Genomic DNA, 22027 nt, shown 5'->3' on the forward strand with positions numbered 1-22027 from the left:
TCCTTGTCGATATCAAGAACCATGTCTGGATGAGTAAAGATTTCTGCGATGTTGAGTGCAATGATTGAATATCGACTACTAAATAATCTTTCTAAACCAGGGAATGTTTGATGGAGTAATTCAAGGATCTGAAATTTAAGTCGATTTTGTTCATTCTCGATTTCTAGATGAAAACGGACGCGTTCTCTTAATTCAAAGAATATTAACTCATGTATAGGTAAGTTGTCTGTTTGTTTAAGCGTCGGTCCTAAACAAGCAAGCTTATGAGCATCTGCCTGATCAGTTTTCCATGATCTTAGAGCGCTCGTTTTAAATTTGGCTTCTAACGGATTCATTTGAATATAGTTAATTTGATTTACACAACAAAATCGTTCCATACTTCTTGAATAGATACCTGTAGATTCAAAAATGAGTTGTGGGTGGTCTAAGTCATTCAAATACTTGAGTAAATAGTTGTAACCATTTTTATTATTTTGGATGAAAAACTCTTTTTGGAATTTTTCATTTTTATAATGTGCAACTACACTACTTCTTTTACTAATATCAACACCTAAGTAATCGATAAAAAAACCTCCTTTGAATAATTGAGAAGCTAAAAACTTTACTTAACCTTTCTCATTTCATTTTCCTATACACGGTTTCAAGAACCCAACATACTACAAACGAATTTCAAAAGGCGAGAGTAAAGCTGACTTGTTTTTTATACGGATTTAAAATCCAAGAGTCTGGACAGTCTACTTCTCTCTATAACTATAAAAAATAGCTATGAAAAAATCTATCGTCATAGATTTCTTCATAGCTAATCTTAGTATGTTTAATTTCATCTATAACAGTGACTAATCTTGATATTTTTCACGTAATTGAGGTGTTGCTACTTGAGGTTGGAAATCTTCAGGCATTTCTTCTGTACGCACAACTAATACGTCACAAGGTGCATGTCGAACAATCGCTTCTGATACAGAGCCAACAATAAAACGTTCTACCGCATTTAAACCTGATGTACCACTCATAATCAAATCAGCACCAACATCACGCGCTAATTTTTTAGGTATAATTGCTTTAGGTGAGCCGAATTCTAAACGTGTGTCCACATTTTTTACACCTGCATTTGTGGCTACTTCTTTATAACCTTTAAGTAATTCTTCGGAGAAATGCTTTGATTTTTCTGTGAATTGAGCATCGTATACTTCATAAGAAGAATACGTACGTGAGTCAATTACATTCACAATAGTTAATTGAGCATCGTTACGTTTAGCAACACCGACAGCTTTGTTAAAAGCCCATTCTGCTTCGTGAGATCCATCGACTGCGATTAATATGTTTTTATAAGAAATCATCATTATTGCCCCCTTTATCTTTCTTAATTCTATTTTAACATAATAAACAGAATATTTAATTAATAATAATTACAAAATTATGTCATTATATGTTATTGTTTGCCGTTTTAATAAGGACACGTTACGATAAGGTTGGAGGTAGATAATATGAAAATTGGGATTCCTAAAGAAATAAAGAATAATGAGAATCGAGTGGGGTTATCCCCAAGTGGTGTACATGCACTTGTAGACCAAGGACATGAAGTTTTAGTAGAAACAAATGCTGGTCTAGGATCTTACTTTGAAGATGGTGATTATCAAGAAGCCGGTGCCAAAATTGTTGATGAGCAGTCAAAAGCTTGGGATGTTGATATGGTCATCAAAGTTAAAGAACCACTTGAATCGGAATACAAATTCTTTAAAGAAGAGTTAATCTTATTTACTTATTTACACCTTGCGAATGAACAGAAATTAACTCAGGCACTTGTGGACAACAAGGTTATATCTATTGCCTATGAAACTGTACAATTACCAGACGGTTCTTTACCGTTATTAACACCAATGAGTGAAGTGGCTGGTAGAATGTCTACACAAGTGGGAGCTGAATTTTTACAAAGATTTAATGGAGGTATGGGTATCTTACTAGGTGGCATACCTGGAGTACCTAAAGGCAAAGTCACTATCATTGGTGGTGGTCAAGCAGGTACAAATGCAGCTAAGATAGCTTTAGGATTGGGAGCTGAAGTGACAATACTAGATGTTAATCCTAAACGTTTAGAAGAATTAGAGGACTTATTTGATGGCAGAGTAAGAACAATTATGTCTAATCCATTAAATATAGAAATGTATGTGAAAGAAAGCGATTTAGTGATTGGAGCAGTCCTTATTCCAGGTGCTAAAGCTCCAAACTTAGTGACTGAAGATATGATAAAAGAAATGAAAGATGGATCAGTGATTGTAGATATTGCGATAGATCAAGGTGGAATTTTTGAAACAACTGATAAGATTACTACTCATGATAATCCGACTTACACTAAACATGGTGTCGTGCATTATGCTGTAGCTAATATGCCAGGTGCCGTTCCACGTACATCTACAATTGGATTGAACAATGCAACATTACCTTATGCGCAATTATTGGCTAATAAAGGTTATCGTGAAGCATTTAAAGTAAATCATCCATTATCTCTAGGTCTGAATACATTTAATGGACATGTGACTAATAAGAATGTAGCTGATACATTTAATTTTGAATACACTTCAATTGAAGATGCATTGAAATAATGCGTGAAATTTACCCCAAGACTTCATTCATGTGAATGGAGCTTGGGGTTTTTTGTTGTTTTGTTATTTTTCGTATTGAGTTAATATTTCATAACCATTTTCAGTTACTAAAATATCATCTTCAATTCTAACACCAGCCACATGAGGGACATATATGCCAGGCTCTATAGTAATCACCATGCCTGCTTCAAGTTGATTATTATTTACACTTGATATATCTTGATATTCGTGTTCTTCAAGACCTAATCCATGACCTAGTCTATGTGGGAAGTAATCACCATAACCTGCTTCTTCGATGATATCTCTAGCAATTTTATCAATATCTTTGATGGTAACTCCTGGTTTAATAGATTTAATTGCTTCTGTTTCTGCTTTTAAAACAATGTTATATATATTTTGTGCTTCCTTATTAGGTGTGCCAAAATGAATTGTGCGTGTCATATCACTGCAATAATGATGGTATACAACACCTAAATCAAATAGTACAAACTCATTTTGCTGTAATTTTCTGTCACCGGGTGTTCCATGTGGTGAAGCAGCATGGTCACCGAAGAGTACCATCGTGTCGAAACTCATTTCATTAACACCATATTTTTTTATTTCGTTTTCGATATGGTTGACAACTTCTCTTTCTTCAACACCTTCTTTAAGAAAGGATTTACCAATTTCAATACATTTATCAGCTAACGCAGCTGCTTTTTTTATATTGATAATTTCATCTTCTGATTTGATATTGCGTAAGTCCTTGATTGATTGATCAACATCTTGATAGTGTTCTATATTAAAGGCTTTTGTTAGTTCTCTTTGACGTTTAACTGTAAGATGTTCACTTTCAATGAGCATTTTAGAGAAAGTTTTAGAGTATTTGTCGAATGGGTTTTCAGTATCTAAATAACCGATGATTTTACCTTTAAACGGTGATTGTTTTACTTCTTCAACTTCCATTTTTGGACAAAATAAAACAGGCTCTTCATTTGATGGAATAAGCAAAGCGAAGAGTCTTTCATGTGGCTCACTTCGATACCCAGTAAAGTAAAAGATGTTTAAGGGTGTCGTAATCCATGCTGCATCAGCATCTTCTTGTTGTAAAACTTTTTTGATTTCTTTTATTTTAGTCATATAATGAACCTCCATCATGTGATGATATATTAATTCTATGCTAATAAGATATAGTTTTCAAAAAGTAAGGGTTATTGATTGAACTTAACAAGCTAAATAGCTCACTAGTGTTATAAATGTGACTGGTAGGGTATACTATTAAAAGATATTACTTTTAGGAGGGTAACTCTTATGAAACTTTCATTTCATGGTCAATCAACAATTTATTTTGAAGGTAACGGCAAGAAAGTTATAGTTGATCCATTTATCTCTGGCAACGATAAATGTGACCTAGATGAACAAACGTTAGAGGTAGATTACATTATCTTAACACATGGTCACGCTGACCATTTTGGTGATGTAGTTGAATTGGCTAATCGTAATCATGCAACTGTGATTGGTTCGGCAGAATTACAAGGATATTTATCTACTTATCACGGAGTCGAAAATGTTCATGGCATGAACATTGGTGGGAAGGCTAAATTTGATTTTGGAACAGTCAAATTTGTTCAAGCATTCCATAGTTCTAGCTTTACACATGACAATGGTGTGCCTGTATATTTAGGTATGCCTATGGGAATTATTGTCGAAGCTGAAGGCAAGACTATCTATCATACTGGGGATACAGGATTATTTAGTGATATGAAACTGATAGCAGATAGACACCCAGTTGATGTATGTTTTGTTCCTATTGGAGATAACTTTACTATGGGAATAGAAGATGCTAGTTACGCTATTAATGAATTTATTAAGCCTACAATCAGTGTTCCTATTCATTACAATACATTCCCGTTAATTGAACAAGATCCAGAGCAATTTAAGGATGCAGTTCAGGTAGGGGAAGTACAAATTCTTAAACCGGGTGAATCAGTGGAATTTTAATTGTTTGTCTAAATGACAAATAGCTTTTGATTTTTAAGTCATTTTCTAAAAGTACAACGATAATTAAAATTTAACAGTAGTAAGTTGTTATTTTGAATTTATGAAATATAAATAAGAGCCTGAGACACACTTAATGTCTCAGGCTTCCTAATGTTGTGGCAAGTCGATTGCTGAATAAAAAATTGAAATTATATCAAGCTTTTTAATACAAATGCCAGGTATTTAATTAGGAACAAGAATTCATTACAAATTCTAGCTCATTTATTATAGTTTTGGTATTTTAGGTTACTAGTATGTCGTTTATTTAACAATTAAAACAGGAATAGTAGCACGTTTAGCTACTTTATGACTTACGCTACCTAAAACAAATTTCTTATTGTCTTCAGCTTTTCGGTTACTTAGAACAATAATTTCATATTTACCACTATTTGCAAATTTTAATAGCTCATCCTTAGCATTGCCTCTTACAATAACTTCATCATAATCAATGCCGTAGTCTTCTAGAGTTTTAAGTGTACTTTCTAAACCTTTAGAACGTTTTTCGGTTAGCTTATCTAAATGTACGCCAGCTCTGATTGACGCTTGAGCATCTTGCTCATTAATGGCATTTAAAACTGTGACGATAGTTCCTTCACCAGCTAAACGAGACACCTCTTTAAGAGCTTTCTCATTTTTAATTTGAGTGTCTACCCCAAGTAGAATATGTTTATACATAAATCATCCCTCCTCAACTTTATTTTAGTAAAGTTTTAGTGTAATTTCCATTAATATTTAAATATTTTGAATATAAACTTTAACGGTAATTTATATTGATTAATATTTAGTATTTTACAATGATTGAACAATGATTTTTTGTACATTAAAAGTTATAATGATAAAAAGACTGTTATAAAGAAATAAGAGGTAACGGGATGACAAAGAATGAACAAATAATTAAACATATCGAATCTTTATCAATTGGCTCTAAAATCTCTGTACGAAAGATTGCTAAAGATCTTAATGTGTCTGAAGGTACTGCGTATAGAGCAATTAAAGATGCGAGTCAACTTGGAATTGTAGCAACTATTGACAGAGTTGGTACTGTTAGAATCGAGAAACGAAGTAGGGAAAATTTAGATAACTTAACGTTTAATGAAATTGCAAATATTGTCGAGGGCCAAATACTTGCCGGTAGAGCTGGACTTAATAAATCAGTTTCAAAATTTGCGATAGGAGCAATGCAATTTGATGATATTCTGAAATATATAGGCAAACACACATTATTAATTGTTGGAAATAGAGAAAATGTACAGATTGAAGCTTTAAAACGTGAAACTTCAATACTCATCACAGGTGGTTTTCGTCCAAGTGCTGAAATTATACGTTATGCAGATGAGCATGAATTACCAATTATTTCTTCAAGTTATGATACATTCTTAGTTGCTAATATCATCAATAAAGCAATGTTTAATCAAAAAATACGCAAAGAAATACTTGTGGTTGAGGATATAGTTAAACCAATCAATGAACTATCAGTGTTATTTGATTCAATGACAATACATGATTACAAAAAAATAGCGAATGAAACCGGCCATACAAGGTTTCCTATAGTAAACGAAGAATTTAAATTAGTAGGTATAGTAACTAGTAGAGAAATCATTAATATGAACGAAGAAGACCTATTAGGTAAAGTTATGACTAAAAATCCATTGAGTGTTAAATTAACAAATACGGTTGCTAGTTGTGCCCATTTATTAATTTGGGAAGGGATTGAATTATTACCAGTAACTGATAATAATAAAAAAGCTGTCGGTGTGATTAACAGACAGGATGTTTTAAAATCAATGCAATTATTAGGTAGACAACCTCAAATTGGTGAAACAGTCAATGATCAAATTGCCAAACATATTTCAATACATCAACAAGGAATAAATGTCGACGTATCTCCACTCATTACAAATCATTACGGTACACTAAGTAAAGCAGTATTTGTTGGAATTATTGAGGAAACGATTCGGCACGAAATGAGAAAGTATAAAAAAGGTAATGTCATGATAGAAAGTATGAGTATTATCTATATTAAGACTGTACCAATTGAATCTACTATTGAAGTACATTATGAAATGTTAGATGTTGGCCGATATTTTGCTAAATTAGAAGTTACTATGATTAATAATGGTGAAAAAGTTGCTAATGCATTAGTAATTTGTCAAATGTTTGATGGATTTTAAATAATATTTAGAAGTTTAAAGGGAGTAATTAATATGGAAGTAAAAATGAATGAAATAATGGAAGCATTAGAACAAAGTGAATTAATTATTATTCACAGACATCTAAGACCAGATCCAGACGCATATGGTTCGCAATTAGGTTTGAAATATTACTTACAAAAGAAGTTTCCAAACAAACAAATTTATGCAGTAGGAGCTAATGAAGATTCTTTGAAATTCATAGGTTTGATGGACGAAATTGACGATGATATGTACAAGAAAGCGACTGTAGTTGTATGTGATACGGCAAATGCGCCAAGAATAGATGACCAACGTTATGATACAGGTACCAAACTTTTAAAAATTGATCATCATCCTGCTACTGATCAGTATGGAGATATTAACTATGTTAATACCAAAGCTTCTTCCACTAGTGAAATAATTTACGAATTCATTTTACATTTCAACGATGAACATATCATTGATGAACAAGTTGCTAGAGTATTATATCTTGGCATCGTCGGTGATACTGGACGTTTTTTATTTAATAATACAACGCCACGAACAATGCAAATTGCTGGAAAATTACTTACATATCCTTTTGATCACAACCAAGAATTAAACAAAATGTCTGAAAAGGATCCAAAACTATTACCATTTCAAGGATATATATTGCAAAATTTTGATTTAAATGATAAAGGATTTTGCAAAGTTAAAATAACTAAAGACATACTTGAAAAATTTCAAATACAACCTAATGAAGCGTCTTTATTTGTAAATACAATCGCAGATATTCGAGGATTAAAAATATGGATGTTTGGCGTTGATGAAGGAGATCAAATTAGATGTCGGTTGCGTTCTAAAGGTCATATTATTATTAATGATGTCGCTAATACATTTGGTGGTGGTGGACATCCAAATGCATCTGGAGTTTCAGTAAATAGTTGGGAGCAATTCGAGCAACTCGCCGAAGCTTTAAACGACAAGTTATAATTTTTAAAAGGAGGTAAGAGACCATGGTAGCACATTTAAATATTCATACTTCTTTTGACCTGTTAGATTCTAGTTTAAGAATTGATGCATTAATAGATAAAGCTAAAAAAGAAGGATATCGTGCGCTTGCAATAACCGATACAAATGTATTGTACGGTTATCCAAAGTTTTATGATGCTTGTATTGCAGCTCACATACATCCAATCTTTGGTATGACTATATATTTAACGGATGGTCTCTATACTATTGAAACGGTTGTTTTAGCAAAAAATAATCAAGGACTCAAGTCATTATATCAACTTTCTTCTGCTATAATGATGAGAAATAAAGAAGAAGTGCCAATTGAATGGCTAAAAAGATACGACGAACATTTAATTATCATATTTAAAGAGGCTGAGTTGTCTCATAAGCAAGTTATTGATGCTTTTGAAGGTAAGAAAGAATTATATTTAAATCACAATAGTAATAATACATTGACTGGCAAACGTGTATGGATGCAATCTGCAAGATACTTAAATGAAGATGATGCTGAAACCATTCCAGCGTTACATGCCATAAGAGATAATACTAAGTTAGATTTAATACATGAGAAAGAAACACTTGATGAACATTTTCCTAGTATAGAAGAACTTCAAACACTAAATCTTAGTGAAGATATGATTACTAACGCGAATGAAATTGAAGAATTATGCCAAGCAGAAATTGCATACCATCAATCCCTGTTGCCACAATTTGTGACACCTAATGGTGAAACTTCGAAAGATTATCTTTGGACGATACTTATACATAGGTTACGAGAATGGGAACTTAATGATAAAACTTATTTCAATCGGTTGAAACATGAATATAAAATTATTACTGATATGGGTTTCGAGGATTATTTTCTTATTGTAAGTGATTTGATTCATTTTGCTAAAACACATGAAGTGATGGTTGGGCCAGGTCGTGGTTCATCAGCAGGGTCATTAGTAAGTTATTTATTAGGTATTACTACTATAGACCCGTTAAAATATAATCTTTTATTTGAAAGATTTCTTAATCCTGAACGCGTAACTATGCCAGATATTGATATTGATTTTGAAGACACGAGACGTGAAAAAGTAATTAAGTATGTACAAGATAAATATGGTGAACATCATGTATCAGGTATTGTGACATTTGGGCATCTGTTAGCTCGTGCTGTTGCTAGAGATGTAGGAAGAATAATGGGATTTGATGAAACGAGTTTAAATGAGATTTCAAAACTTATTCCACATAAATTAGGTATAACTCTTGAAGAAGCATACCAAAAGCCAGAGTTTAAAGCATTTGTTCATCGTAATCATAGAAATGAACGTTGGTTTGAAGTGAGTAAAAAGTTAGAGGGATTACCAAGACATACGTCTACGCATGCTGCAGGTATCATTATCAATGATCAACCATTATTCAAATTTGCCCCATTAACAACTGGTGATACAGGATTATTAACGCAGTGGACTATGACAGAAGCGGAACGTATAGGATTATTAAAAATTGATTTCTTGGGATTACGCAATCTATCAATTATTCATCAAATTATTTTACAAGTTAAAAAGGATTTAAATATAAATATTGATATAGAAGCTATACCTTATGATGATAAAAAAGTTTTTGATTTATTATCAAACGGTGACACTACAGGTATATTTCAATTGGAATCAGACGGTGTTAGAAGCGTATTAAAAAGATTGCAACCCGAACATTTTGAAGATATCGTAGCTGTCACATCATTATATAGACCAGGACCAATGGAAGAAATACCAACTTATATAACCCGTAGACATAATCCTAACCAAGTTGCTTATTTACATCCAGATTTAGAACCAATCTTAAAAAACACATATGGTGTTATCATTTATCAAGAACAAATAATGCTAATAGCAAGTCAAGTTGCTGGTTTTAGTTATGGTGAAGCAGATATTTTAAGAAGGGCAATGAGTAAAAAGAATCGTGCAATCTTAGAAAGTGAGCGTCAACATTTCATTGATGGTGCAAAAAATAACGGTTACGATGAACAGATAAGTAAGCAAATTTTTGATTTAATACTTAAGTTTGCAGATTATGGGTTCCCACGTGCCCATGCTGTTAGTTACTCAAAAATTGCATACATTATGAGCTATTTAAAAGTGCACTATCCTCATTATTTTTATGCAAATATCTTGAGTAATGTAATAGGAAGTGAAAAAAAGACTGCAGCTATGATTGACGAAGCTAAGCACCAAAGAATTAGCATCTTGCCTCCCAATATTAATCAAAGTCATTGGTATTATAAGGCAAGTAATAAAGGAATATATCTGTCTTTAGGTACAATTAAAGGAATTGGATATCAAAGCGTTAAATTAATTATTGATGAACGTCAGCAGAATGGACCTTATAGAGATTTCTTTGATTTTTCAAGACGTATACCAAAAAGGGTGAAAAATAGAAAATTACTTGAGTCTCTTATCTTAGTAGGCGCATTCGACACTTTTGGCAAAACTAGAGCGACATTATTACAAGCAATTGATCAAGTATTAGATTTGAATTCTGATGTTGAGCAAGATGAAATGCTTTTCGATCTTTTAACTCCTAAACAATCGTATGAAGAAAAAGAGGAACTACCTGATCAATTATTAAGTGATTATGAAAAAGAATACCTAGGATTCTATATTAGTAAACATCCAGTTGAAAAGAAATTTGAAAAGAAACAATATTTAGGCATATTTCAATTGTCTAATGGAAGTCACTACCAACCTATACTTGTTCAATTTGACCATATCAAACAAATAAGAACGAAGAATGGTCAAAATATGGCATTTGTAACGATGAATGATGGAAGAACGATGATGGATGGAGTGATTTTCCCAGATAAGTTTAAAAAATACGAAACTTCTATTTCAAAGGAACAGATGTATATCGTATTAGGTAAATTTGAAAAGCGTAACCAACAAATGCAACTTATCATCAATCAACTTTTTGAAGTTGAAGCGTATGAGCAAACAAAATTGTCTAATTCGAAAAAAGTTATTTTACGTAATGTAACACATCTAGAACCACAATTTGAACATTCAAAAGTAGAATCTAATGAACAACATGCATTAAATATTTATGGTTTTGACGAAAGTGCAAATAAGATGACAATGTTGGGACAAATTGAACGTCAACGTCAAAATTTTGATCTATTAATACAAACTTATTCGCCAGCTGATATTAGATTTATTTAACTTTTAACGATTTTTAAATTATGATATAGTTAACTGATGATTATTTCTTAATCATCAGTTTTTCTTTTATAATTATTTTTTGTTCTGATTTAACACACTAAATCTGTTTTATCAGCAGAAGAAATAATTTGAATTGCAACATCTAAAAATCAATTTACTTTCAATGATTGTACTATTGTTCTACATATTTACTAGTAAATCGTGTATATTTAAAATGATTCAGTTTTCTTTTCATGGATTGACTTATGTATTGAATATATATAGTTCAATGACTTCTCACAAAATAAAATAGGGGTTGATTAAATGTCTTTAAGAGATGACGCTTTAGAAATGCATAGAGAGAACCAAGGTAAACTAGAAATTACACCAAATGTTAAAGTGACAAATAAGCAACAATTAAGCCTAGCATACTCACCTGGCGTTGCAGAACCTTGTAAAGAAATCCATGAAGATTCAAGAAAAGTATATGAGTACACTATTAAAGGAAATACAGTTGCTGTTGTAACAGATGGAACTGCTGTTCTCGGTTTAGGGAATATTGGAGCAGAAGCAAGTATTCCAGTAATGGAAGGAAAGGCAGCACTGTTCAAAAGTTTTGCGGGTATTAATGGTGTGCCAATAGCTCTAGATACAACTGACACTCAAGAAATCATAAAAACAGTAAAACTTATTGCACCAAACTATGGTGGAATTAATCTTGAAGATATATCAGCTCCCCGCTGTTTTGAAATTGAAGAAACCTTAAAGAAAGAGACCAATATACCTATTTTTCATGACGATCAACATGGTACAGCTATTGTTACTATGGCTGGGTTAATCAATGCTTTAAAAATTGTAGATAAAGAGTTAACGGATATAAAAGTTGTATTAAATGGTGCAGGTGCAGCAGGTATCGCTATAGTGAAGTTACTTCATGCTTATGGTGTGAATAATATGATTATGTGCGATTCAAAAGGTGCTATTTATTCTGGCAGAAATTTTGGTATGAATGATACAAAAACATATGTAGCTAAGTGGACGAATAAAGATAAAGTTGAAGGTTCACTTGAAGAAGTGATTAAAGATGCAGATGTTTTTATAGGTGTATCTGTAGCGGATATATTAACTCAAGATATGGTGAAGACAATGGCTGATGATCCAATTATTTTTGCTATGGCTAATCCTAATCCTGAAATCAATCCCAATGAAGCCAAACAGGCAGGTGCAAAGGTCGTAGGTACAGGTCGATCTGATTTTCCAAACCAAATTAATAATGTATTAGCATTTCCAGGTATTTTTAGAGGTGCATTGGATGTTGAAGCCACTCATATTAACGAAGATATGAAAAAGGCAGCTGTAGAAGCTATCGTTCATTTAATAGACGAAAATGAGTTACATCCTGATTACTGTATACCAGGACCATTTGATAAAAGAGTAGCTCCATCAGTAGCCAAAAATGTAGCTAAAGCTGCTATGGAATCCGGTGTAGCAAGAATTAAAATTGATACACAAGAAATATTTGATAAAACTATGAAACTTACTGACTTAAAATAGATTAAACGAATAGCTATATTTTTAGTACTATTATGATTTATACAAAAAATATAAAGTCTTTTTAAATGAAGTAACAGAGGATATTTGGAGGTTTACCAATGTTTAAAGATTTTTTTAATCGAAGCAAGAAAAAGAAATATTTAACAGTTCAAGATTCTAAACAAAATGATGTACCTGCTGGTATAATGACAAAATGTCCTAATTGCAAAAAAATAATGTATACAAAAGAATTGAATGAAAATTTAAATGTATGCTTTAATTGTGATCATCATATAGCTTTAACCGCATATAAAAGAATAGAAGCAATTTCAGACGATGGATCATTTATAGAATTTGATAGAGGTATGACATCTGCTAACCCATTAGACTTTCCTGGGTATGAAGAAAAAATTGAAAAAGATCAGCAGAAGACTGGACTTAATGAAGCGTTAGTGTCTGGTACTGCGAAATTAGACGGAATACAATATGGTGTCGCAGTTATGGATGCTCGTTTTAGAATGGGAAGCATGGGCTCTGTAGTTGGTGAAAAAATATGTAGAATTATTGATTATTGTACAGAACATCGTTTGCCATTTATTCTGTTTTCTGCGAGTGGTGGAGCTAGAATGCAAGAGGGAATTATTTCTTTAATGCAAATGGGGAAAACAAGTGTTTCTTTAAAAAGACATTCTGATGCAGGACTATTATATATTTCTTACATAACTAATCCCACTACTGGAGGGGTTTCTGCAAGTTTTGCTTCGGTTGGAGATATTAATTTAAGTGAACCTAAAGCACTAATCGGATTTGCTGGTAGACGTGTTATAGAACAAACAATTAATGAAAAGTTACCTGATGATTTCCAAACTGCTGAGTTTTTATTAGAGCATGGTCAACTTGATAAAGTCATTCATCGAAAAGATATGCGTGAGACTTTATCAAATATTTTAAAAATCCATCAAGAGGTGAGTAACTAATGTTAGATTTTGAAAAACCACTTTTTGAAATTAGAAATAAAATTGATTCTTTAAAAGAATCCCAAGAAAAAAACGAAGTTGATCTTCAAGATGAAATAGATATGCTGGAAGCATCATTAAAAAGAGAAACTACAAAAGTGTACACTAATCTAAAACCTTGGGATCGTGTTCAAATCGCTCGTTTACCAGAAAGACCAACCACATTAGATTATATTCCCTATATTTTTGATTCATTTATTGAGTTACATGGCGATAGAAGTTTTAGGGATGATCCAGCAATGATTGGTGGAATTGGTTACTTAGATGGTAAGTCAGTAACAGTTATAGGCCAACAACGTGGTAAAGACACGAAAGATAATATTTATCGTAATTTTGGTATGGCTCACCCAGAAGGGTATAGAAAAGCTTTGCGTTTAATGAAACAAGCAGAGAAATTTAATCGTCCAATATTTACTTTTATAGATACTAAAGGTGCTTATCCGGGTAAAGCAGCTGAAGAAAGAGGTCAAAGTGAATCAATTGCAAAAAATTTGATGGAAATGGCTTCATTAACGGTACCAGTTATTGCTGTTGTTATTGGTGAAGGCGGAAGTGGCGGCGCTTTAGGAATTGGAATCTCAAATCGTGTTCTGATGCTTGAAAATAGTACTTATTCAGTTATTTCACCTGAAGGAGCAGCTGCACTTTTATGGAAAGATAGTAACTTAGCTCAAATTGCCGCTGAAACTATGAAAATCACTGCGCTTGATTTACTAGATTTAGGTATTATAGATGAAGTGATTAATGAGCCACTTGGTGGTGCACAAAAAGATGAAGAAGTACAAGCTTTATCAATTAAGAAAATGTTCCTTAAACATTTAAATGAATTAAATCAACTCACACCTGAAGAATTAGCAAATGATCGTTTTGAAAAATTTAGAAAAATTGGTTCAGTTGTGGAGTAATTTTGTATAGCTATTAGTCTAATTGTTAGGCTTTTAGCTCTTTTTTTTATGTTGTAATAAAAATTACATTTTTAAAACGTTTACATCTATGAATTGTCTTTCTTTTAATGGAACGTTAAAAAAATTTATGGTAATTTAGAGTTGAAGATAAATCTAGTTAAGGAAAGGTATGTCGTCATGAAGAAGATTGCAGTTTTAACTAGCGGAGGAGATTCTCCGGGTATGAACGCTGCTGTTCGTGCAGTGACTCGGACAGCAATTTACAATAATATTGAAGTTTATGGTGTTTATCAAGGTTACCAAGGTTTACTTGATGATGATATTCATAAGCTTGAATTGGGTTCAGTAGGGGATACAATTCAACGAGGAGGAACTTTCCTCTTTTCCGCAAGGTGCCCTCAGTTCAAAGAAGAGGATGTACGTAAGAAAGCTATTGAGAATTTACGTAAACGTGGTATCGAAGGTTTAGTTGTTATTGGAGGAGATGGCAGCTATAGAGGGGCACAACGAATTAGTGAGGAATGTAAAGAAATTCAAACAATTGGTATTCCTGGTACAATTGATAATGATATTAATGGTACAGATTTTACAATTGGTTTTGATACTGCATTAAACACTATTATTGAATCAGTCGATAAGATTAGAGATACGGCATCAAGTCACGCAAGAACGTTTATTGTTGAAGTTATGGGGCGTGATTGTGGAGATTTAGCTTTATGGGCTGGATTATCTGTAGGTGCTGAAACGATTGTTTTACCAGAAGTCAATACAGATATTAAGGATGTAGCTGAAAAGATTGAACAGGGTATTAAAAGAGGAAAAAAACATTCTATCGTTATGGTTGCAGAAGGTTGTATGAGCGGCCAAGAATGTGCAGATGAGTTAACGAAGTATATTAACATTGATACACGAGTATCAGTGTTAGGTCACATTCAACGTGGCGGTAGCCCATCTGGTGCTGATCGAGTATTAGCTTCTCGACTTGGTGGATATGCTGTTGAACTATTAAAACAAGGCGAGACAGCTAAAGGTGTTGGCATTAGAAATAATCAATTAACTTCTACGCCGTTTGATGAAATTTTTGCTGAAAGTGATCGCAAATTTAATAGTCAAATGTATGAATTAGCAAAAGAATTATCAATTTAAATTTATTTGGGAGGATTATAAAAATGAGAAAGACTAAAATTGTATGTACAATAGGACCAGCTTCAGAATCAGAGGAAATGCTCGAAAAACTAATGAATGCAGGAATGAACGTTGCGCGTTTAAATTTCTCACATGGTAGTCATGAAGAACATAAAGCAAGAATTGATACAATTCGTAAAGTTGCTAAACGTTTAAATAAAACAATTGGCTTGTTATTGGATACTAAAGGGCCAGAAATTCGTACTCACAATATGAAAGATGGACTTATTGTTTTAGAAAAAGGCAAAGAAGTCATTGTAAGCATGAATGAAGTTGAAGGAACACCTGAAAAATTCTCTGTAACATATGAAAATCTAATCAATGATGTCAATATTGGATCATATATACTATTAGATGATGGTTTAGTTGAACTTCAAGTCAAAGAAATTAACAAAGATAAAGGCGAAGTTAAATGTGATATCTTAAATACTGGTGAATTAAAAAATAAAAAAGGTGTTAACTTACCTGGTGTTAAAGTTAATTTACCTGGTATCACTGATAAAGATGCCGATGATATCAGATTTGGTATAAAGGAAAATGTAGACTTTATAGCTGCAAGTTTTGTAAGACGTCCAAGTGATGTTTTAGATATCCGTCAAATTCTTGAAGAAGAAAAAGCAGAAATAACAATTTTCCCTAAAATTGAAAACCAAGAAGGTATCGATAATATTGAAGAAATTCTTGAAGTATCTGATGGATTAATGGTAGCACGTGGTGATATGGGTGTTGAAATTCCGCCAGAAAGCGTACCAATGGTTCAAAAAGATTTAATTAGAAAATGTAATAAATTAGGAAAACCTGTAATTACTGCGACTCAAATGCTTGATTCTATGCAACGTAATCCACGTGCGACACGTGCAGAAGCAAGTGACGTAGCTAATGCAATATACGATGGTACTGACGCGGTAATGTTATCAGGTGAAACTGCAGCAGGTCAATATCCTGAAGAAGCTGTTAAAACTATGCGTAATATTGCAGTTTCTGCTGAAGCAGCGCAAGACTATAAAAAATTATTAAGTGATCGTACTAAATTAGTTGAAACTTCATTAGTAAATGCAATTGGTGTTTCTGTTGCACATACTGCCTTAAACTTAAATGTAAAAGCTATTGTAGCAGCAACTGAAAGTGGTTCAACAGCACGTACGATTTCTAAATATCGTCCACATTCAGATATCATTGCTGTAACACCTAGCGAAAAAACTGCTAGACAATGTGCAATTGTATGGGGAGTAAATCCGGTCGTTAAAGAAGGACGTAAAACAACTGATGCTTTACTAAATAATGCTGTAGCAACAGCAGTAGAAACTGGTAGAGTTTCAAACGGAGATTTAATTATTATTACTGCTGGTGTACCTACTGGAGAAAAAGGAACTACAAATATGATGAAAATCCACTTAGTAGGTGATGAGATTGCTAAAGGTCAAGGTGTTGGTAGAGGATCTGTTGTAGGCCATGCAATTGTCGCAGATAGTGCTAGTGATTTAGAAGGTAAAGATTTATCTGATAAAGTTATTATTACAAATTCTGTTGATGAAACATTAGTACCATATGTTGAAAAAGCTATAGGTCTAATTACAGAAGAAAATGGTATTACTTCACCAAGCGCAATTATAGGTTTAGAAAAAGGCATACCTACTGTTGTTGGTGTAGAACAAGCAACCAAAGAAATTAAAAATGATATGTTAGTGACTTTAGATGCGTCACAAGGTAAAGTGTTTGAAGGTTATGCTAACGTCCTTTAATTTAACAAATGATAAATTAAAAAAGAAGATTTGATAATCACAAAGCTTTAAAGCTATTCATAAGAGAGCCTGGAACATTGATTTATGTTCCAGGCTCTTATTATTTAGGGGAGTTGATTATTGAAATTAAAAATGATTAAATCAACCTTTTATAACACTAATTATTGATTTTAAAGTAGAACACCAAATGTCATCTTTATTTGAATAATAAAAGTAATAAAAGAATGATTGATTGAAAGATAATGATTGTAGAAATTGACATGATAAGGTTAGAGGCTTCTAGATGACGTTAATCAGTAGAAAGTAAGGAAAGTATATCACTCAGATGAATTAAAAAATCGACACTAGTAATGAGAAATTACTAAGTGTCGATGTAAATTTTATCGTGATTCTTTATCAGCTTTTTTGTATCTTAAGTACATTAAACCTAATAAAATAAACCAAATAGGCGTGCAGTAAATCGCTCTTCTTGTATCAACATTTATAAATAACAAGGCAAATACAAAAACAAAGAAAATAAGTATAAGGTATCCCATGTATTGACCGCCTGGTAGTTTATATGTCGCTTTCTTATGAAGTTCTGGATTTTTACGACTATAGTTAATATAAGCAATAATAATTAATGCCCAAACCACAACAAATAATACTGTAGAAATCGTAGTAACATAAGTAAATACAAGTGTTGCATCAGGGAATATGTAATTCAGTAGTGCTGCAATTAACAATAAAGCTGATGATGCAATGATCGCTTTATGTGGCACACCGTGTTTATTAGTACTAGCAAATGTTGGTGGTGCTTGATTTTGGTTTGAAAGTCCATAAAGCATTCTGCTGTTTGAGAAAATACCACTGTTACATGAAGAGGCAGCAGCTGTTAAAACAACGAAATTAATTATTCCTGCTGCAAACGGTATACCAATTAATGCAAACAATCTAACGAATGGACTATTATCTGGATCTACTTTATCCCATGGAATAATGGACATGATGACTGCTAATGCACCAACATAAAAGATTAAAATTCTAATAGGTACACTATTGATAGCTTTAGGTATAGTTTTTTCTGGATCTTTTGTCTCTCCTGCAGTAACACCAATCATTTCAATACCAACAAATGAGAACAATGCCATTTGGAATGACATAAAGAATCCAGAAGCTCCTTTTGGAAAAATTCCATGTTGATACAAATGAGTTAAACTTGTGTTACCAAATGGTGTCTTGAATGCGAATAAAATCATGATTACACCTATAACGATTAAAGCAATGATTGTAACTATTTTAATGATTGCGAACCAGAATTCAAGCTCACCAAACAACTTTGCACTTAATAAATTGAAAGACATTAGAATAAGTACACAGAATAAAGCACTAATCCAATTAGGTATGTCTGGGAACCAAAAACTTATATATTTGGCAACTGCAGTCACTTCAGCCATACCAGTAATAATCCAACATAGCCAGTAAGTCCAACCCGTTACAAATCCTGCGAACGGTCCTATATATGTGTTGGTCACGTCAGCAAAAGATTTGAAATTCGTATTTTGAATAATAATTTCTCCCAATCCACGCATGAACATAAATAACATGAACCCTATAATAATATAAGTAAGTAATATTGAGGGACCAGTCATTGCGATAGTTTGTCCGGCACCTAGGAACAGACCAGTTCCTATAGCACCTCCGATGGCAATTAATTGAACATGTCTATTGCTCAATTCTCTTTGTAAATTCTCAGCCATAAGACAACTCCCTTACTATAAGATATATATATTATGCACTTATAATGCAATTTATACAATTCTTTTCGAAAAAAAGTGTGAAAATTCACCATAATCATTATTAATATTTATTAATCATTCTTGATAACTAAACGAAAAGACATAATGAAATGTGATTTTTTGGACGAGATAAGTTTTGGAAAACCCGTGTTGTTAAGGGTTTTAGAAGAAAAATATTATAAGTGGCGACTAGACATTTTTCTCGTACTGATATGAGAATGTTTTTAATGTTTCACAAATTGTTTGAATTTAGCTATAATATTTATTGAAAGCCATTTCATAAAGAAACAGTAAAGGGGAAATTTATCATGGCAGAATTAAAAAGAGGTTTAGAAGGGGTTATTGCAGCTGAAACTAAAATTAGCTCAATAATTGACAGTCAGTTAACATATGCGGGCTATGATATTGACGATCTCGCAGAAAACGCGCAATTTGAAGAAATAATTTTTTTACTATGGAATTATAGACTTCCTAATGAAAATGAGTTAAATGAATTAAAAGAAAAATTATTTGCTTATATGACTCTTAATAATAGAGTATACAAGCACTTTGAGGAGTATGTGACGGATCATGTACATCCAATGACTGCTCTACGTACATCAGTATCATATGTAGCTCATTTTGATCCAGAAGCGGAAAATGAATCTGATGAGAATAAATATGATAGAGCTATTCGTATTCAAGCTAAAATCGCTTCTTTAGTAACGGCTTTCGCTAGAGTTAGAGACGGTAAAGAACCTGTCAAACCTAATTCTGAACTTAGTTATGCATCAAATTTCTTATATATGTTAAGGGGAGAACTACCAACAGAAGTTGAAGTTGAAGCATTTAATAAGGCATTAATTTTACATGCTGATCATGAACTTAACGCATCTGCATTTACGGCACGTTGCGCAGTATCTTCATTATCAGATATGTATTCAGGTGTTGTTGCAGCTATTGGTTCATTAAAAGGACCATTACATGGTGGTGCAAATGAACGAGTGATGTCAATGCTTAAAGAAATAGGAAGCATTGATAATGTAGATCACTATTTAGATGAAAGATTTGCAAATAAAGATAAAATTATGGGCTTTGGTCATCGTGTTTATAAAGATGGTGATCCAAGAGCTAAATATTTAAGAGAAATGAGCCGTAAAATCACTGAAGAAACAGGGCAAAGTGAACTGTTTGAAATGTCATTAGCCATTGAGAAGAGAATGAAAGAAGAAAAAGGACTTATTCCTAATGTCGATTTCTTTAGTGCTACAGTCTATCATAGTATGAATATTCCACATGACTTATTCACACCAATATTTGCAGTAAGTCGTACTTCTGGCTGGATTGCTCATATTTTAGAGCAATATCGAGACAATAGAATTATGCGACCAAGAGCTAAATATATAGGTGAACAAAATCGTAAATATGTGCCTATTGAAGAAAGACCATAAAATAAATTAGTATTATAACTTTAAAATATGGAGGTTAATTGTATGTCTGCAGAAAAAATAACACAGAGTAAAGATGGTTTAAATGTACCTAATGAACCTATTATTCCGTTTATTATTGGTGATGGTATTGGACCAGATATTTGGAAAGCAGCTAGCCGAGTAATCGATGCTGCTGTTGAAAAAGCGTATAATGGAGAAAAACGTATAGAATGGAAAGAAGTCTTAGCAGGTCAAAAAGCTTATGATGAAACTGGAGAATGGTTGCCACAAGAAACGTTAGAAACAATCAAAGAATATTTAATTGCTGTTAAAGGTCCTTTAACAACTCCAATTGGTGGTGGAATTCGTTCATTAAACGTAGCACTGAGACAAGAGTTAGATTTATTCACTTGTTTACGTCCGGTACGTTGGTTCAAAGGCGTTCCTTCACCAGTTAAGCGACCTGAAGATGTTGATATGGTTATTTTCCGTGAAAATACCGAAGATATATATGCAGGGATAGAATTTAAACAAGGTACATCAGAAGTAAAAAAAGTTATAGATTTCTTACAAAATGAAATGGGAGCAACTAATATTCGTTTCCCTGAAACTTCTGGTATTGGTATAAAGCCAGTATCTAAAGAAGGTACAGAACGTCTAGTAAGAGCAGCTATTCAATATGCACTTGATAATAATCGTAAATCAGTAACTTTAGTTCATAAAGGTAATATTATGAAATTTACTGAAGGTTCATTTAAGCAGTGGGGCTATGATTTAGCTCATAATGAATTTGGTGATAAAGTGTTTACATGGCAACAATATGATGAAATTGTTGAACAAAAGGGTAAAGATGCTGCGAATGAAGCACAAAGTAAAGCTGAACAAGAAGGTAAAATTATTATTAAAGACTCTATTGCTGATATCTTCTTACAACAAATATTAACTCGTCCAGCTGAACATGATGTTGTGGCAACTATGAATTTAAATGGTGACTATATCTCTGATGCTCTTGCAGCTCAAGTTGGAGGCATTGGTATTGCGCCTGGTGCTAATATTAACTATGAAACTGGACATGCTATTTTTGAAGCAACACATGGTACTGCACCTAAATATGCTGGTTTAAATAAGGTTAATCCGTCATCAGAAATTTTAAGTTCAGTTTTAATGCTTGAACATTTAGGTTGGCAAGAAGCCGCAGATAAAATCACTGACTCTATTGAGGCAACAATTGCTTCAAAAATCGTAACATATGATTTTGCGCGTCTTATGGATGGTGCAAAAGAAGTTTCAACATCTGATTTTGCTGATGAACTAATTAAGAATATTAGATAATTTTTTAATAACTTTTTATAAAAATTTCAAAGAACCTGAGACATAAAATATTAGTGTCTCAGGTTTTTTTATTAACAATAAATTTAAAATAAACCTATTTCTATCTTATCTTGAACATTCACTCTGCTTAAATTTCATATTTCTTTTATTAAAGTTTCCTTTAAG

16 protein-coding genes and 1 pseudogene are annotated in these 22027 nt (G+C 32.7%); 12 read left to right on the forward strand and 5 right to left on the reverse strand.

Annotated features, from left to right (window positions below; genetic code table 11):
- Positions 1–563 (reverse strand): annotated as a pseudogene (locus AC1Q7N_RS01535) (IS110-like element ISSep2 family transposase); the annotation flags it as partial.
- A 273-nt stretch (positions 564–836) separates the two neighbouring features.
- Positions 837–1337 (reverse strand): universal stress protein, encoded by a 501-nt coding sequence (locus AC1Q7N_RS01540; protein ID WP_002494483.1) that lies wholly within the window; start codon positions 1335–1337, stop codon positions 837–839.
- 147 nt (positions 1338–1484) lie between these two features.
- Here AC1Q7N_RS01540 and ald point away from each other — a divergent pair, with 147 nt between their 5' ends.
- Entirely contained in the window at positions 1485–2600 is a 1116-nt protein-coding gene (gene ald / locus AC1Q7N_RS01545; protein ID WP_001830775.1) for an alanine dehydrogenase, read from the forward strand.
- Between the two features lie 63 nt (positions 2601–2663).
- Here ald and AC1Q7N_RS01550 read toward each other — a convergent pair whose 3' ends face one another.
- Positions 2664–3719 (reverse strand): M24 family metallopeptidase, encoded by a 1056-nt coding sequence (locus AC1Q7N_RS01550; RefSeq protein WP_001830888.1) that lies wholly within the window; start codon positions 3717–3719, stop codon positions 2664–2666.
- Positions 3720–3890: 171 nt separating this feature from the next.
- On the opposite strand from AC1Q7N_RS01550, the gene AC1Q7N_RS01555 reads away from it, so the two are divergent.
- Complete coding sequence (locus AC1Q7N_RS01555) at positions 3891–4580, forward strand: metal-dependent hydrolase (RefSeq protein WP_001830786.1); 690 nt, start codon at positions 3891–3893, stop codon at positions 4578–4580.
- A 300-nt stretch (positions 4581–4880) separates the two neighbouring features.
- Here the strand turns inward: AC1Q7N_RS01555 and AC1Q7N_RS01560 are convergent, their stop codons facing one another.
- Positions 4881–5294 carry a universal stress protein gene (locus AC1Q7N_RS01560; RefSeq protein ID WP_001830808.1) on the reverse strand — a complete coding sequence of 138 codons (414 nt, stop codon included), beginning with the start codon at positions 5292–5294 and terminating at the stop codon, positions 4881–4883.
- A 197-nt stretch (positions 5295–5491) separates the two neighbouring features.
- Here AC1Q7N_RS01560 and AC1Q7N_RS01565 point away from each other — a divergent pair, with 197 nt between their 5' ends.
- The 8 genes from AC1Q7N_RS01565 to pyk all read left to right on the forward strand — a co-directional run bounded on the left by AC1Q7N_RS01565 (position 5492) and on the right by pyk (position 17343).
- On the forward strand, positions 5492–6790 hold the full coding sequence (locus tag AC1Q7N_RS01565; protein WP_001830890.1) for a DRTGG domain-containing protein: 1299 nt from the start codon (positions 5492–5494) through the stop codon (positions 6788–6790).
- A 33-nt stretch (positions 6791–6823) separates the two neighbouring features.
- Positions 6824–7762, forward strand: a complete 939-nt coding sequence (locus AC1Q7N_RS01570; protein WP_002456462.1) for a DHH family phosphoesterase — start codon at positions 6824–6826, stop codon at positions 7760–7762.
- A 23-nt stretch (positions 7763–7785) separates the two neighbouring features.
- Complete coding sequence (locus AC1Q7N_RS01575; RefSeq protein ID WP_002486313.1) at positions 7786–10983, forward strand: DNA polymerase III subunit alpha; 3198 nt, start codon at positions 7786–7788, stop codon at positions 10981–10983.
- 303 nt (positions 10984–11286) lie between these two features.
- On the forward strand, positions 11287–12516 hold the full coding sequence (gene ystJ, locus AC1Q7N_RS01580; RefSeq protein ID WP_002440198.1) for an NADP-dependent malic enzyme: 1230 nt from the start codon (positions 11287–11289) through the stop codon (positions 12514–12516).
- 98 nt (positions 12517–12614) lie between these two features.
- Positions 12615–13472 carry an acetyl-CoA carboxylase, carboxyltransferase subunit beta gene (gene accD / locus AC1Q7N_RS01585; protein ID WP_002440197.1) on the forward strand — a complete coding sequence of 286 codons (858 nt, stop codon included), beginning with the start codon at positions 12615–12617 and terminating at the stop codon, positions 13470–13472.
- Positions 13472–14416: an acetyl-CoA carboxylase carboxyltransferase subunit alpha gene (locus tag AC1Q7N_RS01590; RefSeq protein ID WP_002484451.1), complete on the forward strand. Its 945-nt coding sequence runs from the start codon at positions 13472–13474 to the stop codon at positions 14414–14416. The genes accD and AC1Q7N_RS01590 overlap by 1 nt, the downstream gene beginning before the upstream one ends.
- A 177-nt stretch (positions 14417–14593) precedes the next feature.
- Positions 14594–15562 carry a 6-phosphofructokinase gene (pfkA, locus tag AC1Q7N_RS01595; protein WP_002440192.1) on the forward strand — a complete coding sequence of 323 codons (969 nt, stop codon included), beginning with the start codon at positions 14594–14596 and terminating at the stop codon, positions 15560–15562.
- 23 nt (positions 15563–15585) lie between these two features.
- Positions 15586–17343, forward strand: coding sequence for a pyruvate kinase (gene pyk / locus AC1Q7N_RS01600; protein WP_001830831.1), 1758 nt, complete (start codon positions 15586–15588; stop codon positions 17341–17343).
- A gap of 380 nt (positions 17344–17723) precedes the next feature.
- On the opposite strand, the gene AC1Q7N_RS01605 is transcribed toward pyk, so the two are convergent.
- Positions 17724–19082 carry an amino acid permease gene (locus AC1Q7N_RS01605; RefSeq protein ID WP_001830761.1) on the reverse strand — a complete coding sequence of 453 codons (1359 nt, stop codon included), beginning with the start codon at positions 19080–19082 and terminating at the stop codon, positions 17724–17726.
- A gap of 347 nt (positions 19083–19429) precedes the next feature.
- Here AC1Q7N_RS01605 and AC1Q7N_RS01610 point away from each other — a divergent pair, with 347 nt between their 5' ends.
- Entirely contained in the window at positions 19430–20551 is a 1122-nt protein-coding gene (locus AC1Q7N_RS01610) for a citrate synthase (protein ID WP_002484473.1), read from the forward strand.
- A 42-nt stretch (positions 20552–20593) separates the two neighbouring features.
- Positions 20594–21862, forward strand: a complete 1269-nt coding sequence (gene icd / locus AC1Q7N_RS01615; RefSeq protein ID WP_001830826.1) for an NADP-dependent isocitrate dehydrogenase — start codon at positions 20594–20596, stop codon at positions 21860–21862.
- Positions 21863–22027 lie beyond the last annotated feature (165 nt).

This window comes from Staphylococcus sp. GW823-FHT05F06 (genome assembly GCF_058795495.1).

Bases quoted from the DNA above. Each gene is read 5' to 3' on its own strand.
- AC1Q7N_RS01540 (WP_002494483.1), bottom strand. From the start codon at position 1,337: ATGATTTCTTATAAAAACATATTAATCGCAGTCGATGGATCTCACGAA.
- ald (WP_001830775.1), top strand. From the start codon at position 1,485: ATGAAAATTGGGATTCCTAAAGAAATAAAGAATAATGAGAATCGAGTG.
- AC1Q7N_RS01550 (WP_001830888.1), bottom strand. From the start codon at position 3,719: ATGACTAAAATAAAAGAAATCAAAAAAGTTTTACAACAAGAAGATGCT.
- AC1Q7N_RS01555 (WP_001830786.1), top strand. From the start codon at position 3,891: ATGAAACTTTCATTTCATGGTCAATCAACAATTTATTTTGAAGGTAAC.
- AC1Q7N_RS01560 (WP_001830808.1), bottom strand. From the start codon at position 5,294: ATGTATAAACATATTCTACTTGGGGTAGACACTCAAATTAAAAATGAG.
- AC1Q7N_RS01565 (WP_001830890.1), top strand. From the start codon at position 5,492: ATGACAAAGAATGAACAAATAATTAAACATATCGAATCTTTATCAATT.
- AC1Q7N_RS01570 (WP_002456462.1), top strand. From the start codon at position 6,824: ATGGAAGTAAAAATGAATGAAATAATGGAAGCATTAGAACAAAGTGAA.
- AC1Q7N_RS01575 (WP_002486313.1), top strand. From the start codon at position 7,786: ATGGTAGCACATTTAAATATTCATACTTCTTTTGACCTGTTAGATTCT.
- ystJ (WP_002440198.1), top strand. From the start codon at position 11,287: ATGTCTTTAAGAGATGACGCTTTAGAAATGCATAGAGAGAACCAAGGT.
- accD (WP_002440197.1), top strand. From the start codon at position 12,615: ATGTTTAAAGATTTTTTTAATCGAAGCAAGAAAAAGAAATATTTAACA.
- AC1Q7N_RS01590 (WP_002484451.1), top strand. From the start codon at position 13,472: ATGTTAGATTTTGAAAAACCACTTTTTGAAATTAGAAATAAAATTGAT.
- pfkA (WP_002440192.1), top strand. From the start codon at position 14,594: ATGAAGAAGATTGCAGTTTTAACTAGCGGAGGAGATTCTCCGGGTATG.
- pyk (WP_001830831.1), top strand. From the start codon at position 15,586: ATGAGAAAGACTAAAATTGTATGTACAATAGGACCAGCTTCAGAATCA.
- AC1Q7N_RS01605 (WP_001830761.1), bottom strand. From the start codon at position 19,082: ATGGCTGAGAATTTACAAAGAGAATTGAGCAATAGACATGTTCAATTA.
- AC1Q7N_RS01610 (WP_002484473.1), top strand. From the start codon at position 19,430: ATGGCAGAATTAAAAAGAGGTTTAGAAGGGGTTATTGCAGCTGAAACT.
- icd (WP_001830826.1), top strand. From the start codon at position 20,594: ATGTCTGCAGAAAAAATAACACAGAGTAAAGATGGTTTAAATGTACCT.